This window comes from Variovorax dokdonensis (genome assembly GCF_030316895.1).
Lineage (GTDB): Bacteria > Pseudomonadota > Gammaproteobacteria > Burkholderiales > Burkholderiaceae_C > Variovorax > Variovorax dokdonensis.
The window spans coordinates 1502312-1516951 of record NZ_JASZYV010000001.1; the positions used below are offsets into that span (position 1 = coordinate 1502312).

11 protein-coding genes and 3 tRNA genes are annotated in these 14640 nt (G+C 64.1%); 7 read left to right on the forward strand and 7 right to left on the reverse strand.

The genetic code is table 11. The features are described from left to right. Nucleotides 1–40 precede the first annotated feature (40 nt). Together QTH91_RS06940 and QTH91_RS06945 are read left to right on the forward strand one after the other, a co-directional pair. Nucleotides 41–116, forward strand: a tRNA-Gly gene (locus QTH91_RS06940). An 88-nt stretch (nucleotides 117–204) separates the two neighbouring features. Then, nucleotides 205–278: transfer RNA gene (locus tag QTH91_RS06945), tRNA-Cys, on the forward strand. A 49-nt stretch (nucleotides 279–327) separates the two neighbouring features. Here QTH91_RS06945 and QTH91_RS06950 read toward each other — a convergent pair. After that, nucleotides 328–987, reverse strand: a complete 660-nt coding sequence (locus tag QTH91_RS06950) for a type VI secretion system accessory protein TagJ (protein ID WP_286659269.1) — start codon at nucleotides 985–987, stop codon at nucleotides 328–330. 654 nt (nucleotides 988–1641) lie between these two features. Here QTH91_RS06950 and QTH91_RS06955 point away from each other — a divergent pair. The 3 genes from QTH91_RS06955 (at nucleotide 1642) to QTH91_RS06965 (ending at nucleotide 3807) form a co-directional block, all read left to right on the forward strand. Then, nucleotides 1642–1735 (forward strand) — tRNA-Leu (locus QTH91_RS06955). Between the two features lie 22 nt (nucleotides 1736–1757). After that, on the forward strand, nucleotides 1758–2390 hold the full coding sequence (locus QTH91_RS06960; protein ID WP_286659270.1) for a DUF6806 family protein: 633 nt from the start codon (nucleotides 1758–1760) through the stop codon (nucleotides 2388–2390). Between the two features lie 178 nt (nucleotides 2391–2568). Then, complete coding sequence (locus QTH91_RS06965) at nucleotides 2569–3807, forward strand: MFS transporter (RefSeq protein ID WP_286659271.1); 1239 nt, start codon at nucleotides 2569–2571, stop codon at nucleotides 3805–3807. A 28-nt stretch (nucleotides 3808–3835) separates the two neighbouring features. Here the strand turns inward: QTH91_RS06965 and murI are convergent, their stop codons facing one another. From murI to proV, 5 genes are all read right to left on the reverse strand, one after another. Further along, complete coding sequence (gene murI, locus QTH91_RS06970; protein WP_286659272.1) at nucleotides 3836–4687, reverse strand: glutamate racemase; 852 nt, start codon at nucleotides 4685–4687, stop codon at nucleotides 3836–3838. Beyond that, nucleotides 4684–6237 carry a fumarate hydratase gene (locus QTH91_RS06975; RefSeq protein WP_286659273.1) on the reverse strand — a complete coding sequence of 518 codons (1554 nt, stop codon included), beginning with the start codon at nucleotides 6235–6237 and terminating at the stop codon, nucleotides 4684–4686. Before QTH91_RS06975 ends, murI begins: the two co-directional genes overlap by 4 nt. Nucleotides 6238–6339: 102 nt before the next feature. After that, nucleotides 6340–7377, reverse strand: a complete 1038-nt coding sequence (proX, locus tag QTH91_RS06980; RefSeq protein WP_286659274.1) for a glycine betaine/L-proline ABC transporter substrate-binding protein ProX — start codon at nucleotides 7375–7377, stop codon at nucleotides 6340–6342. Between the two features lie 34 nt (nucleotides 7378–7411). After that, nucleotides 7412–8704 (reverse strand): glycine betaine/L-proline ABC transporter permease ProW, encoded by a 1293-nt coding sequence (proW, locus tag QTH91_RS06985; RefSeq protein ID WP_286659275.1) that lies wholly within the window; start codon nucleotides 8702–8704, stop codon nucleotides 7412–7414. 19 nt (nucleotides 8705–8723) lie between these two features. Continuing rightward, complete coding sequence (proV, locus tag QTH91_RS06990) at nucleotides 8724–9950, reverse strand: glycine betaine/L-proline ABC transporter ATP-binding protein ProV (protein ID WP_286659276.1); 1227 nt, start codon at nucleotides 9948–9950, stop codon at nucleotides 8724–8726. Between the two features lie 453 nt (nucleotides 9951–10403). Between proV and fumC the strand changes: the two genes are divergently transcribed. Then, complete coding sequence (fumC, locus tag QTH91_RS06995) at nucleotides 10404–11804, forward strand: class II fumarate hydratase (protein WP_286659277.1); 1401 nt, start codon at nucleotides 10404–10406, stop codon at nucleotides 11802–11804. 13 nt (nucleotides 11805–11817) lie between these two features. On the opposite strand, the gene QTH91_RS07000 is transcribed toward fumC, so the two are convergent. Then, nucleotides 11818–12432: a TIGR00645 family protein gene (locus QTH91_RS07000; protein WP_286659278.1), complete on the reverse strand. Its 615-nt coding sequence runs from the start codon at nucleotides 12430–12432 to the stop codon at nucleotides 11818–11820. A 182-nt stretch (nucleotides 12433–12614) separates the two neighbouring features. Between QTH91_RS07000 and acs the strand changes: the two genes are divergently transcribed. Continuing rightward, complete coding sequence (acs, locus tag QTH91_RS07005; RefSeq protein WP_286659279.1) at nucleotides 12615–14612, forward strand: acetate--CoA ligase; 1998 nt, start codon at nucleotides 12615–12617, stop codon at nucleotides 14610–14612. The last annotated feature ends 28 nt before the right edge of the window (nucleotides 14613–14640 follow it).

Sequence of the window (14640 nt, forward strand, 5' to 3'; positions counted from 1 at the left end):
ATAGCGCAAAAAACTGCGCTATAATCGAAGGCTTCGAGATGCGGGAATAGCTCAGTTGGTAGAGCGCAACCTTGCCAAGGTTGAGGTCGGGAGTTCGAGCCTCCTTTCCCGCTCCAGAATTACCTACAGGAAAGGGAAGCAAAAGCTTCCCTTTTTTGTCAGCGACAGATCAAGCATAGGTCTTCGCTGCGAGGCATCGATTTTGGCGCGATAGCAAAGCGGTTATGCCCCGGATTGCAAATCCGGTTAGACCAGTTCGACTCTGGTTCGCGCCTCCACCTTCAATTGACGCGGTTGCCCCACCGCCCCGGAATACGGGGCGCAGGCTCAATTGAACACGCAGGTCCTGAGGTCGTGCAGCGCCAGGTTGCCTTGGTCGGTGCGCCAGACTTTCTGTCCATGGCCCAGGATCCCTGTTTCACCCAGCGTGGTCCAAGCCGTTTCCCGGCACATCAGCAACTCATCGCGATCGTCCTTTTTCAACGGATAGCGCATGGGTAGGTGACCCGCGATCGTCTCGCCGTGACGCAGTTCAATCTGGGCGGGGGCCCAGATGAGATCGAGCAGACCACCCGATGTGCCTCTGTCGATCCGACAGATATTTCCGAAGGCAAGCCATCGATAGCCTTCAGCCAGCGTCATCTCGCACACCGGCCCGAGCCGAGTGTCTGAATCGGTGAGCCATTGGAAATTCAGTGACCCATTTGCAGTCCCCGATGATTGCGGTGCTTCTGCCAACGCGGCTCGGCGCATCGCGTCGCCCGCAGCGATGGCTGCGAGCGGATCGTTGCCGGCATGGGCAACAGCGCGCATGGCTTGCGCCAACTTGAGCATCCAAATTGCAGTCAGACCGTTGGGGGCGCCACAAATGGAAGGTGCCGCAAGGCCACTAAGAATTTTCTCGCGCTGAATTTCTCCTTGAATTAAATTCCGAAAAATTCTGAGGGTATCTTTCGACGCGTTTTCAAGTTTGGCCCAAATTTCCAATTGAATTAGGGCTCGCTCCCATTTTCCCAGAATGCAAACCAGCTCGAAAAGAAGCCACCTGGATCGCGCGTTGCGCGGTTGGGCTCGTACGGCAGCCTCTGCGCGCTGGAGGCTTGTACCGAGAGGGCGGGTCTCTGACCAGATCTTGAGCGAATGTGGAGGCTGAAATGACATGTGTGGACGACATTCCACCAGATCCGCATTTGACGATTCATGTCAATTTTCATCATGAATATTGATGAGGACATTTGCGGGATATGGTGGGAATTAAACTGCTGGCTTCGTTCGCAAATATGGTAGATGAATGCGTTGCGCTGTCGGGTGTGTTGCTAATATTCAACGAAATTTCTCATCGATAATTGGGAAAATTGATTTTCAATCGTAATGTCGTCCGACAAAACATCTCCTTGGGTTTGCTATTTCTTTTGATTTGCTCTGCGAGCTGCGGCTCCGTTCCACGAGACGCACGATGCTTTCGTCGATGACGTGTTTGGTAGGGCGGGTGGGGCCGCCCCACCGGGGCTCGCTTGCGCCCATCCGCGTGCCGTCCGTGGCCTGGCGTAAACTACGTGCTTCGCCCGGCACTTCAGCCCCGCCATCGGTTTGGCGGGGCTGATTTGTTTTGGGGTATCTTCGACGACGGAGCAACGCGACGCCCGGATGGTGAAATTGGTAGACACAGGGGACTTAAAATCCCCCGCTTTCCCTTCAACGGGGCGTGCCGGTTCGACCCCGGCTCCGGGCACCACCACATGACAAGGGAGCAAGACATGTCCAGCTACAACGCTCCATTCGAAATCCATGTGCACGGCGACGTGCCTTTGCGCGCAGACGTGAGCTTTGCGCAGATCCAGGATGCCCTCAAACCCATCTGGCAGTACGCAGGTGCCAAGTCCCTGGTCGACGCCGCGGCAAGCTCTTATGAAGAGGAGCCCGGCATCCGCTTCGAGCAGAAGGAACACGTCCTGCAGATGTGCTGGACGGTGGCCGGCGACGAGGACTTCCGTCATGCGCTCGACGAAATGTGCATGAGCTTGAATGAGTTGGCCGAGCGCGGCGCGGCCATTGAAGTGACCTTCTACGACACCGATTACGACGAGGAAGAGGGCGACCCTGAGGAAGAGTCGCGCGACGACTTCGTCATGCTTTTCGTCGGTCCGAATCCCGCCGCGATCATGCAGGTCCAGCGCGACCTTCTTGTGGAGGACGTGGTGCACTTGATGGAGCGCCACTTCGAGGGCGCCGAGTTGGGGGGAGTGGTGGCCGAAATCGATCGCCTCTTCTCCGACCGTTTCGACGCACTGGTCAGTTCACTGGAGATCGGCAAGCGTCCACGAGGGGGTAGTGGCGGCCCCGGCGCGGGCGGCCACGGCGGCGGCCGCCGCCCGCGACACCTGCACTAGAACGGATCCTCTCGGGGTCGCGCGGTTTGCGCCACCCCCCGGATGACGCCGCCGCTCTTGCGTGCAACGCTCGGCTATGCTTTCCGTCGTTCTTGTTCACGGAAAGCCGCAGTTGTTGCACGACTCTTCATCAGCACTCCGTCCAGGGGTACGCAAGCGCGAAGTCTTTGGCTGGGCCATGTACGACTTCGCCAACTCCGGCTACACGACGGTGGTGATCACCGCCGTGTTCTCGGCGTACTTTGTCGGAGGCCTGGCGAAGGGCGCTCACTGGGCGACGCTCGCATGGACGAGTGCGCTGAGCCTGTCGTATGCCATCGTGATGCTCAGCATGCCGGCGCTTGGCGCCTGGGCCGACCTGCATGCCGGCAAGAAGCGCCTGTTGATGCTGGCAACCATCGGCTGCGTGGTGGGAACGGCGTTGCTGGCGTGGACGCCGCGCTTGTCCGGCACGGAAGCCGTCATTGCCGCGATGCTGTTCATCGTGGTGTCGAACACCTTCTATTCTTACGGCGAGTCGCTCATCGCTTCATTCCTGCCCGAACTTGCCACTGCGCAGGGCATGGGCAAGGTCAGTGGCTGGGGATGGAGTTTCGGCTACGTGGGTGGAATGCTCGCCCTTGGTATCAGCCTCGGCTACGTGCTCTGGTCGCAGGCTCAGGGCCTTCCCGCGTCGCACTTTGTTCCGGTTTGCATGTTGATCACGGCAGGCATCTATGCGGTCGCCGCGGCAGTCACCTTTTCCTTGCTGCCGGAGCGGGCGCAGCCTCGGGTGGATAGGGGTATCGGCGCGTGGCAGCAGCTGAGGTCGACCTGGCAAGGCGCGCGCCGCTACCGGGACTTCGTGTGGCTCTTGGCGTGCACCGTGTGCTACCAGGGCGGCGTCGCCGTAGCGATCACGCTCGCGGCCATCTATGCGGAGCAGGTGATCGGCTTCAAGCCGCAAGAGACCATGGTTCTGATCTTCGTGCTGAATCTGGCGGCTGCCGGTGGCGCCTTCACCTTCGGCTATGTGCAGGACCGATTGGGTCACAGGCTGGCGCTGTCGATCACGCTGGTCGCCTGGATGGCCGTGTGCCTCATCGCCGCTTCGGTCACGACCAAAGGGGGATTCTGGGTCGCGGCGGCTATCGCTGGCCTGGCGATGGGGTCGAGCCAGAGCGCGGGACGGGCCATGGTAGGCGTCTTGGCGCCGCCGCTGCAGATGGCGGAGTTCTTCGGGCTCTGGAGTTTCGCCACGCGGCTGGCTGCCATCATCGGTCCGCTGGCGTATGGCCTTGTGACCTGGGCCACGCACGGAAACCAGCGTGTGGCGATCCTTGCAACGACTGTGCTGTTCATCGCGGGATTGCTCTTGCTGCTTCCCATCGACATGAAGCGCGGCCGAGCAGCGGCGATCGAGAAGAGCCCAGCCTGAGGGCGCTCGCGCTACGCCGCGCGGCGGCCTAGGCGCCGCTCTCGGGGCGCGCGGCAAAGCCCAGCCATTGCGCCGCAAACGCATGCAAGGCTTGGGGATCGCCGCTCGTTCGGAGCTCGATGGTCGCGGGGCTGTCGAGGTCGCACTTGCGCAGCAGGCCATGCTCCGCCAGCTTGCGCCGTGCCTGTCGAGCCACGGCCGCGCCGGTGTCGATGAAGGCAACGTTCGCAGGCGCGTGACGTCGCAACGCGTCCAGCACGAAGGGATAGTGTGTGCAGCCGAGGACCACGGCGTCTGCCTCGCCCGAGCCGCTGCCCAGCGGGCCTGCTTCATCGAGGTAGCGCACCGCCAGCGCTTCGGCCAGCGGCGCATCCCCGACCTCGATGGCGCCGGCCAGGCCGTCGCAGGCAATCGCACGGACGACGAGCTTGGGGTATTGCTCGGCGATCACTTGCCTCAACGCATTGAACTTGGCGCTTTGGAGCGTGCTGCGCGTTGCGAGAACCGCCACCGTGCCACTGCGGGTTGAGGTCGCTGCAGGTTTGAGGCCAGGCTCCATGCCCACCACCGGCAGATCGGGCCAGCGCTCGCGCACGACGTGGACGGCTGCTGCGGTGGCCGTATTGCAGGCCATGACGAACAGCTTGATGCCCGGGGCGGCGTTGCGCAGTTGCTCGACCGCATGCACCGTGCGCTCGACGACGTGCGACGGATCGCGCTCGCCGTAGGGCGCATGGGCCGAATCGGAAAAATAGACGTAGTGCTCGTCAGGCAGCTCTTCGCGCATCGCGCGAAGCACGCTCAGTCCACCGACGCCACTGTCGAAGACGCCGATGGCTGCGTCTTGCGACAGGGCTGCGGCGTTGGCCGATGGGTTCAAGCGGTGGTGAGTTCGATGCCCTTGAACTCGCCGCTGGCGATGCGCTTGCTCCACTCGGCCGGGCCGGTGATGTGCGCGCTGGTGCCGCCCGCGTCGACCGCCACTGTGACCGGCATGTCGACCACTTCGAATTCGTAGATGGCCTCCATGCCGAGGTCTTCGAAGCCCACGACCTTGGCCTTCTTGATGGCTTTGCTGACCAGATAGGCAGCGCCGCCCACGGCCATGAGGTAGGCGCTCTTGTGCTTCTTGATGGCCTCGATGGCGACCGGGCCGCGCTCGGCCTTGCCGATCATGGCGATCAGGCCGGTCTGCGCCAGCATCATCTCGGTGAAGCCATCCATGCGGGTAGCGGTGGTGGGACCGGCGGGTCCGACGGCCTCGTCACCGATCGGATCGACCGGGCCGACGTAGTAGATGACTCGGTTGGTGAAGTCCACCGGCAGCTTTTCGCCCTTGGCCAACATGCCTTGAATACGCTTGTGTGCGGCGTCGCGGCCGGTGAGCATCTTGCCGTTGAGCAGCAGGGTCTGGCCAGGCTTCCAGCTCGCCACCACTTCGGGCGTCAGGGTGTCGAGGTCGACGCGGGTGCTCTTTTGCGTGTCGGGTTGCCAATCGACCTTGGGCCACAGGTCGAGCGAGGGCGCCTCGAGGTAGACCGGGCCGGAGCCGTCGAGCACGAAGTGCGCGTGGCGCGTGGCCGCGCAGTTGGGGATCATGGCCACGGGCTTGCTGGCCGCGTGCGTGGGATACATCTTGATCTTGATGTCCAGCACGGTGGCCAGGCCACCCAGGCCCTGCGCGCCGATGCCCAGTGCGTTGACCTTCTCGTAGAGCTCCAGGCGCAGCTTCTCGACATCGCTCAGGTCTGCCTTGCTGGCGGCCTTGGCCTGCAGTTCGTGCATGTCCAGGTCGTCCATCAGACTTTCCTTGGCCATCAGCGCGGCCTTCTCGGCGGTGCCGCCGATACCGATGCCCAGCATGCCGGGTGGGCACCAGCCGGCGCCCATCGTCGGCACCGTCTTGAGCACCCAGTCGACCACGCTGTCGCCGGGATTGAGCATGACGAGCTTGCTCTTGTTCTCGCTGCCGCCACCCTTGGCGGCCACGGTGACTTCGACCGTGTTGCCGGGCACGATCTCTGTGAAGATCACGGCCGGCGTGTTGTCCTTGGTGTTCTTGCGAGCGAACTGGGGGTCGGCCACCACCGAGGCGCGCAGCGTGTTGTCCGGGTGGTTGTAGGCGCGGCGAACGCCTTCGTTGATGGCATCGTCCAGGCTGCCCTCGAAGCCTTCCCAGCGCACGTCCATGCCCACCTTGAGGAACACGTTCACGATGCCGGTGTCCTGGCAGATCGGGCGGTGGCCCGTGGCGCTCATCTTGCTGTTCGTGAGGATCTGCGCCATCGCGTCCTTGGCGGCTGGGCTCTGTTCGCGCTCGTAGGCGCGGGCCAGGTGGGCGATGTAGTCGGCGGGGTGGTAGTAGCTGATGTACTGCAGCGCGGCGCTGATCGATTCGGTCAGGTCTGCGGCTTGGATGGTCGTAGGCATGTGATTGGATGGGTCGATCGGGGGCAGACCGCAATTATCCCATCCGTCACGCACCGGCTGCCCGCCGTGGGACATGGCGGCAGGCACCGGCGGCAGAGCGAATCAGTCGGCGCTACTGGCTGCCTTGGCCTGCGCGACCCAGTCGTCGAACTGCTTCTGATGCGCGGCGATCCAGGCGTCCGCATGGCGCGCGATGTCGGCGGGCTTGTCCTCGCCGGCGCGCATGCGCAGGTTCTGCGCGTTGATGTCGGAAATGGACAGCGTCATCAACGAGAACAGCTTGGCCGCCGCAGGGTTCTTGTCGATGAAGGCCTTGTTGGCCACGATCCATTGCTCCGACGGCAGGGTGCCGTAGTTCTTCCCGTTGGGCAGGCGGGTGTCCACCTTCTTGCCGCCAGGCGAGGACGAGAAGGGAACCTGCAGCCACACGACGTCCTTGCCGGGCACGAGCTCGGCGCTGACCCAGTAGGGCGTCCAGGTGTAGTAGAGGATCGGCTTTCCAGCCTTGTAGCGCTGGATGGTGTCCGCCATCAAGGCGGGGTAGTTGCCTTGCTTGTGCGTGACCGTATCGCGCAATTTGTAAGCCGTCAGGTGGTTCTCGATCAGCAGTTCGCAGCCCCAGCCGGGCGTGCAGCCGGTCAGATCGGCCTTGCCGTCGCGGTCGGTGTCGAACAGTGCAGCGATCTTCGGGTCGCGCAACTGGTCCACGTTCTCGATTCGATGCTTCTCGGACGTTTTGCGATCGATCAGGTAGCCCTGCACCGCGCCGCGGATGTACACGCCCCGGTGCCACAGCTTGGCGTCGCCGCCAGTGTTGGCGTAGTACGCATCATGCAGCCCGGTCCAGTGATTGGCCATGAAGGTGGCGTCGCCGTTGGCGACCGCGACGTGTGCGGTGGCGGGCTCGATCTCTTTCGTCGACGCTACCTTGTACCCGAGGCGTTCCAGGCCACGGACCACCAGTTGCGTCTGGAAGGCTTCTTCGGCCAGCGAACTGCGCACCGGCATGACGGTGATGCCCTTGCCCGGGAGGTCGGCGGCCAGCGCGCCGGTTGCGCCCAGTGCGCCCAGGCATGCAGCGATGACGGCGCTGCGCAAAGTGCGCAGGCTGCTGAGGTTGGATCGAGTGTGAATGGTCATCGGTAGTCTCTCCTCTCTGACGTGAATGCGGATTTCAATGCGAAGCGGTGGCGGCCAGTCCTCCGCCGGAGGCTGCGGCGGCGATACCCGGCGAGGCGGGTGGGGCCGAAGCAGCCGAGGCGGCGGAGCGCGGCTTCGCCAGTCCCAACAGCAGGCCGACCGGCCCGCTGCGCCAGCGCTGGCCTGCGGCGCGTTGAGGGCGCCCCATCGCCTGCGTGAGGCGGTCGAGCGAGATCGCCAGCAGGACGATGCCGAGCCCACCCACGGTCGCCAGTCCCATGTCCAGCCGGCCAATGCCGCGCAGGACCATCTGGCCCAGGCCGCCGACCGCGATCATCGAAGCAATGACCACCATCGACAGCGACATCATCAGTGCCTGGTTAATGCCCGCCATGATCGAAGGCATGGCAAGCGGCAACTGCACCTTGAGCAACAGTTGCATGGGGGACGCACCGTACGAGCGCGCGGCCTCTACCAGATCAGGCCTGACCTGGCGCAGGCCCAGGTCGGTCAGACGCACCAGTGGGGCCAGCGCAAAGATGACAGTGACGATCACGCCCGGCACGTTGCCGATGCCGAACAGCATGACCACTGGGACCAGGTAGACGAAGGCGGGCGTGGTCTGCATGGCGTCCAGCAGCGGGCGCATGAAGCGCTGGAGCCGGTCGCTGCGCGCCAGCAGCACGCCCAGCGGCAGGCCGATGACCATGCAGAACACAAGCGACGTCAGCACCAGCGACAGCGTCGTCATGGCCTCGGGCCAGATGCCGAGCATGGCAATCACCGAAAGCGCAATGCCGATGCCAATGGCCACGCCGCGGCCTGCGAATTGCCATGCCAGCAAGGCCACGATCGCGATCACAGCGGGCGCGGGCAGAGCGGTCAGGGCGTCTTCGATGCCGCCGAGCGCATGGTCGACAGGCACGCGCACTGAAAGGAAAAGAGGGCGGAAATGAGTGACGACCCAATCCAGTCCCTGGTTGATCCACTGTTCGACGGGCAAAGTGCCATCCCAGAGTTGATGGAGCGCGAAGCCGCCGGCCGAATGCGCGTCCGGGGCAGCAGCAACCGCGTTGCTCGCCGCATGGGCGACCTGGGTCGGTGCGTCGATGGCGCCCGCGCCACTTGCGACCGGGTCCATGCTGCCGGTCCAGGGATCGAGGTAGGTCTGAGGGGCCGCTTGGACAGCAGGCATTGCGCCGGCATTGGCCGATGGGTCGGCAGCGCTTGCATTGACGGCGGAGCTTGCCTGGCCGACGGCGGCCCAGGGATCGGCCACGGTCGATGCGGATTCGGCGGTCGTGGTGTTGGATGCGAGTTCGGTCATGAAGGGCTCTCCTCGTTTCTCAATGCGCCACGGCGGTGCCGGCTTCGATATGCGGGGTGTCGCGGTCGAGGAACTTCAACAAGGTGGTCTTGCTGATGACGCCACGGAAGCGACCGTCCTGGACCACCGGCAACGGGCAGGGCGCCTGCGCCAGATGGCCGAAGAGATCCGCCACGGGTTGGTCGGCTTCGATCGTCTGCACCTGGGGCAGCAAGGCCGCATGCAAGCCCAGTGGCCCGGTGTGGCCGCGCAGCGCGGCGCGCAGCGAGTCGGCCGAGACGGCGCCCAGGTAGCGTCGATCCGGGCTGAGCACGTAGGCGAAATCGCGATCCTGGTCTTCCAGCATGCTCAGCGCCGCGCGGCAGCCGCGATCGGCATGCTCGCTGACCACGGTGGGCGCCCGACGTGCGATGTCGCCCGCCTTGAACACCACCGACGCGTCCACGCCGCGCACGAAATCGCGCACGTAGTCGTTGGCGGGATTGCGCAGGATGTCATCGGGCGTACCGACCTGGACCACTTGGCCGTCTTTCATGATGGCGATGCGGTCGCCGATGCGCATGGCTTCGTCCAGGTCGTGCGAGATGAAGACGATCGTCCGGCGCTTGACCTGCTGCAGCCGCAGCAACTCGGACTGCATCTCGGTGCGGATGATCGGGTCGAGGGCCGAGAACGCTTCGTCCATCAGCAGGATCGACGGGTCGGAGGCCAGCGCGCGGGCCAGGCCGACGCGCTGCTGCATCCCGCCCGACAGTTCATCGGGGTAGCTCTGGCCCCAACCTGCGAGCCCCACTTGTTCCAGCGCGGCATCTGCCAGCGGGAGGCGTTCCGCGCGGCTCACGCCGGCCAATTCAAGTCCGAAGGCAGCGTTGGCCTGCACGTTCATGTGCGGCATCAGGGCAAAGGACTGGAACACCATGCTGATGTCCTTGCGCCGAAGCTCGCGCAACTGCGCGTCGCTGTATCGATTGATGTCGGCACCGTCGATGACGATCCGGCCGGCGGTCGGCTCGATCAGTCGGTTGATGAGGCGCACGAGCGTGGACTTGCCCGAACCCGACAGACCCATGACGACGAAGATCTCGCCGGCGCCAATCTCGAAGGATGCGTCGAAGACGCCGATGGACTGGCCGGTGCGCTCCAGCACCTGCTGCTTGGTGGCGCCCTTGCGCACCAATTCCATGGCTTGTTGTGGACGATCGCCGAACACCTTGAAGACGTGGTCGATCTCGATGGACTTGGCCATGTTTTTTCCTCCTTTTTCTCGTGACACGCGCGATGCCCCTGCGGCGCGCACTGACGCCAAGTCGCTTCTCGATCGCTTTGGCACTTGGCTGGGGCGAAAGATCGACGACGGTGACGGCGCGCGGGATGGCGTGGCATCGGCCCCCGGAAGTTCCGGGGCAATAGGCCGGGGCACCCATGGCCCGGCAAAGAACAAACCAGTGCCGCGACGGGACGCATGTTCAGTCCGCGAGTAGCACCGGCGAGATTCTTCGAGCATCCCGAAGCGGCAGTGCCGCGCCAGATACCCAAACGAATCGTTTGAAGCCGTCGATAATAACTTCACGGCATGAGGTAAGTCAAACGTGCGAACCGGCGAACCAGGGAACTGGCGTGGGAAAAGCATGCCGTCGCATGCGCGGGGCATTCGCCGGCGCTATGGTGCGACTACCTTTCTACCAATCCGGGAATCAAGATGCGCAGCACCTCCAGCTCACCCCGCGTCGAGCGCGATACCTTCGGCCCGATCGAGGTTCCCGGTGATCGACTCTGGGGCGCGCAGACACAGCGATCGCTGCAGAACTTCGATATCTCGGGCGAGCGGCAGCCGGCGGAGATCATCCGGGCACTGGCACTCGTCAAGCGGGCATCCGCCAGGGTCAATCACTCACTGGGCCTGGCCGATGCGCGCAAGACGGACGCGATCATTGCCGCCGCAAACGAGGTGCTGGCAGGCAAGCACCCCGACGAATTTCCGCTGGTGGTCTGGCAGACGGGCTCGGGCACCCAGACCAACATGAACGTCAACGAGGTGCTGGCCAATCGGGCCAGTGAGCTGATGGGCGGCGAGCGCGGCGAAGGGCGGCTCGTCCATCCCAACGACGACGTCAACCGCAGCCAATCGAGCAACGACGTCTTTCCCACCGCGATGCACGTGGCCGCGGTGGAGGCCATCACGCATCGGCTGTTGCCCGCGATCGCCAAGCTGCGCGGTACGCTGGAGAAGAAGGCGCGGGATTTCGACGGCATCGTGAAGATCGGGCGCACCCATTTGCAGGACGCCACGCCGCTCACGCTGGGGCAGGAGATGTCGGGCTGGGTGGCGCAACTGGCGCACGGCGAGCGCCACGTGAAGGATGCGTTGCCGCACCTGTGCGAACTGGCACTTGGCGGGACGGCCGTGGGCACCGGTTTGAATGCCCCCAAAGGCTATGCCGAAGGAGTGGCCGAAGAGCTGGCTGCGCTCACCGGGCTGCCTTTCGTGACGGCGCCCAGCAAATTCGAGGCTCTGGCCTCTGTCGATGGCCTGGTGAACGCGCATGGCGCGCTCAAGACCCTGGCCGCCAGCATGATGAAGATTGCCAACGACGTTCGATGGCTGGCCAGTGGCCCCCGCAGCGGCATCGGCGAGTTGAGCATCCCGGAAAACGAGCCCGGCTCATCCATCATGCCCGGCAAGGTCAATCCGACTCAGAGCGAAGCGGTGACGATGCTGGCGGCGCAAGTCTTCGGCAACGACGTCGCCATCAACTTCGGCGGCGCGTCGGGCAATTTCGAGCTCAATGTCTTTCGGCCGATGGTGGCCCACAACTTCCTGCAGAGCGTGCGCCTGCTGGCCGATGGCATGGTCAGCTTCAATGACCACTGCGCCGCAGGCATCGAGCCCAACCGGCAGCGCATCAAGGAACTGGTGTCGCGCTCACTGATGCTGGTGACGGCGCTCAACACCCACATCGGCTACGACAAGGCCGCGGCCATTGCCAAGAAGGCGCACAAGGAAGGCACGAGCCTGCGCGAGGCGGCCATTGCCAGTGGCCACCTGACGGCCGCGCAGTTCGATCAGTGGGTGGTGCCGGAAAACATGATCGGGCGCTGAGCGGCCTTGCGAATCAGTGCTTCTCGCCGTTGCCCATCATCAGGCGATCGGTATAGGCGATGGCCATGGCCGACAGCAGGAAGGCGACGTGGATCACCGTCTGCGCGATCAGCACCTTCTCGGTGTAGTTGTCTGCGTTGATGAAGGTCTTGAGCAGGTGGATCGAGCTGATGCCGATGATCGACATTGCCAGCTTCACCTTGAGCACAGACGCATTCACGTGGCTGAGCCACTCGGGCTGGTCGGGGTGCCCCGTCAGGTCCATGCGGCTGACGAAAGTTTCGTAGCCGCCGACGATCACCATGATCAGCAGGTTGGAGATCATCACCACGTCGATCAGCGCCAGCACCACCAGCATGATCACCGTCTCGTTGAGCGTGGTGATGGGAGCGCTGGTCTTGTAGCCGATGCTGGTGACCAGTGCCTGCAGCGCCTTCTCGCTTCCGAACGCCGCCTCGACAAGGTGCAGCAGTTCGACCAGGAAGTGAACCACATACACGCCCTGGGCAATGATCAACCCCAGGTACAGCGGCAGTTGTAGCCAGCGGCTGGCGAAGATCAGCTTGGGCAGGGGACGCATCGGCGAGGACGATCCTCCGGGCGGAAGCAACGGGTTGGGCATGGACATGGGGAAATCAGGGATGGTCAGACATCCGGGCTTGGATGCAGTGCCAGGGATTCTATGGTGCGATTGTGTCCAAGCTCGCGGGCATGATTGGCAAGGGCTACCATCCAGCGAGCGTCAGTGGCCCGTAAGTACGAGGCGCCCATAATTTCCGCTGTACCCGTTGAATACTGGAGACAAGCTGCATGAGCAACGCAACGAACACGATCGAATCCGTGCTGGTCGAGAACCGGGTGTTCCCTCCCAGCGATGCCGCCCGTAATGGCGCGCGCATTGCCGGCATGGAGGCCTACGAGGCGCTGTGCAAGGAGGCCGAGACGGACTTCGAGGGCTTCTGGTCGCGCCAGGCCAAGGAAAAGCTGAACTGGACCAAGCCCTTCACGCGCGTGCTGGACGAATCGAACGTCCCCTTCTACCGCTGGTTCGACGATGGTGAGCTCAATGCCAGCGCCAACTGCCTCGATCGCCACATCGGCACGCCGGTCGAGAACAAGACCGCCATCGTCTTCGAGGCGGACGACGGCCAGGTCAGCAGCATCACCTACAAGGATTTGCTGGTGCGCGTCTCGCAGTTCGCCAATGCGCTGAAGTCGCAGGGCATCGGCAAGGGCGACCGGGTCATCATCTACATGCCGATGACCATCGAGGGCGTGGTGGCCATGCAGGCGTGCGCGCGCATCGGCGCCACCCACAGCGTCGTGTTCGGCGGCTTCTCGGCCAAGGCGCTGAACGAGCGCATCATCGACGCCGGTGCGGTGGCCGTCATCACCGCCAACTTCCAGCTTCGGGGCGGCAAGGAGCTGCCGCTCAAATCCATCGTCGACGACGGCATCGCACTGGGCGGCTGCGAGAGCATCAAGACGGTGCTGGTCTACGAGCGCACGCTCAGCCCCTGGAACCGTGTCGAAGGCCGGGACAGGACCTTCGCCGAGGTGCTGGAAGGCCAGAACATTCACTGCCCGCCCACCGCCGTGGGCGCCGAGCATCCGCTCTTCATCCTCTACACCTCCGGCTCCACGGGCAAGCCCAAGGGCGTGCAGCACTCCACCGGCGGCTACATGCTTTGGGCGCGGATGACGATGGAATGGACCTTCGACATCCGTCCCGAAGACGTGTTCTGGTGCACCGCCGACATCGGCTGGATCACCGGCCACACCTACGTGGCCTACGGCCCCCTCGCCGCGGGCGCGACGCAGGTGGTGTTCGAGGGCGTTCCGACCTTCCCGCACGCCGGCCGGTTCTGGCAGATGATCGAGAAGCACAAGGTGTCGATCTTCTACACGGCGCCCACGGCCATCCGCTCGCTGATCAAGGCGGCCGATTCTGACGAGAAGGTCCATCCCAAGAACTGGGATCTGTCTTCGCTGCGCATCCTCGGTTCGGTGGGCGAGCCCATCAACCCGGAGGCGTGGATGTGGTACCACCGTAACGTCGGCGGCGAGCGCTGCCCGATCGTCGACACCTTCTGGCAGACCGAGACGGGCGGCCACGTCATCACGCCTCTGCCGGGTGCCACGCCGCTGGTGCCGGGTTCGTGCACGTTGCCGCTGCCGGGCATCATGGCGGCCATCGTCGACGAGACGGGCAAGGACCTACCCAATGGTGCGGGCGGCATGCTGGTTATCAAGCGGCCCTGGCCATCGATGATCCGCAATATCTGGGGCGATCCCGAGCGCTTCAAGAAGAGCTATTTCCCCGAGGAGATGGGCGGCAACGTCTATCTGGCCGGCGATGGCGCCGTGCGCAGCGCCGACCGTGGCTACTTCCGCATCACGGGCCGCATCGACGACGTGCTCAACATCTCCGGCCACCGCCTGGGCACCATGGAGATCGAATCCGCGCTTGTCGCCAAGACCGATCTGGTGGCCGAGGCCGCCGTGGTGGGCCGGCCGGACGACCTCACCGGCGAGGCCATCTGCGCGTTCGTGGTGCTCAAGCGGTCGCGTCCCACGGGCGACGAGGCCAAGCAGATTGCCGCGCAGCTGCGCGACTGGGTGGCCAAGGAGATCGGCCCGATCGCCAAACCCAAGGACATCCGCTTCGGCGAGAACCTGCCCAAGACGCGCAGCGGCAAGATCATGCGTCGCCTGCTGCGTTCCATTGCCAAGGGCGAGGCCATCACGCAAGACGTCTCGACGCTCGAGAACCCGGCGATCCTCGATCAGCTTTCCCAGACCAACTGAGCGCACCCCTGACTCGCCCGGCCGGTGC

Excerpts from the sequence above, each read along its gene's own strand:
- fumC (WP_286659277.1), top strand. The coding sequence starts at position 10,404 with ATGCGCAGCACCTCCAGCTCACCCCGCGTCGAGCGCGATACCTTCGGC.
- QTH91_RS06965 (WP_286659271.1), top strand. The coding sequence starts at position 2,569 with ATGTACGACTTCGCCAACTCCGGCTACACGACGGTGGTGATCACCGCC.
- QTH91_RS07000 (WP_286659278.1), bottom strand. The coding sequence starts at position 12,432 with ATGTCCATGCCCAACCCGTTGCTTCCGCCCGGAGGATCGTCCTCGCCG.
- proW (WP_286659275.1), bottom strand. The coding sequence starts at position 8,704 with ATGACCGAACTCGCATCCAACACCACGACCGCCGAATCCGCATCGACC.
- proX (WP_286659274.1), bottom strand. The coding sequence starts at position 7,377 with ATGACCATTCACACTCGATCCAACCTCAGCAGCCTGCGCACTTTGCGC.
- QTH91_RS06975 (WP_286659273.1), bottom strand. The coding sequence starts at position 6,237 with ATGCCTACGACCATCCAAGCCGCAGACCTGACCGAATCGATCAGCGCC.
- proV (WP_286659276.1), bottom strand. The coding sequence starts at position 9,950 with ATGGCCAAGTCCATCGAGATCGACCACGTCTTCAAGGTGTTCGGCGAT.
- acs (WP_286659279.1), top strand. The coding sequence starts at position 12,615 with ATGAGCAACGCAACGAACACGATCGAATCCGTGCTGGTCGAGAACCGG.
- QTH91_RS06960 (WP_286659270.1), top strand. The coding sequence starts at position 1,758 with ATGTCCAGCTACAACGCTCCATTCGAAATCCATGTGCACGGCGACGTG.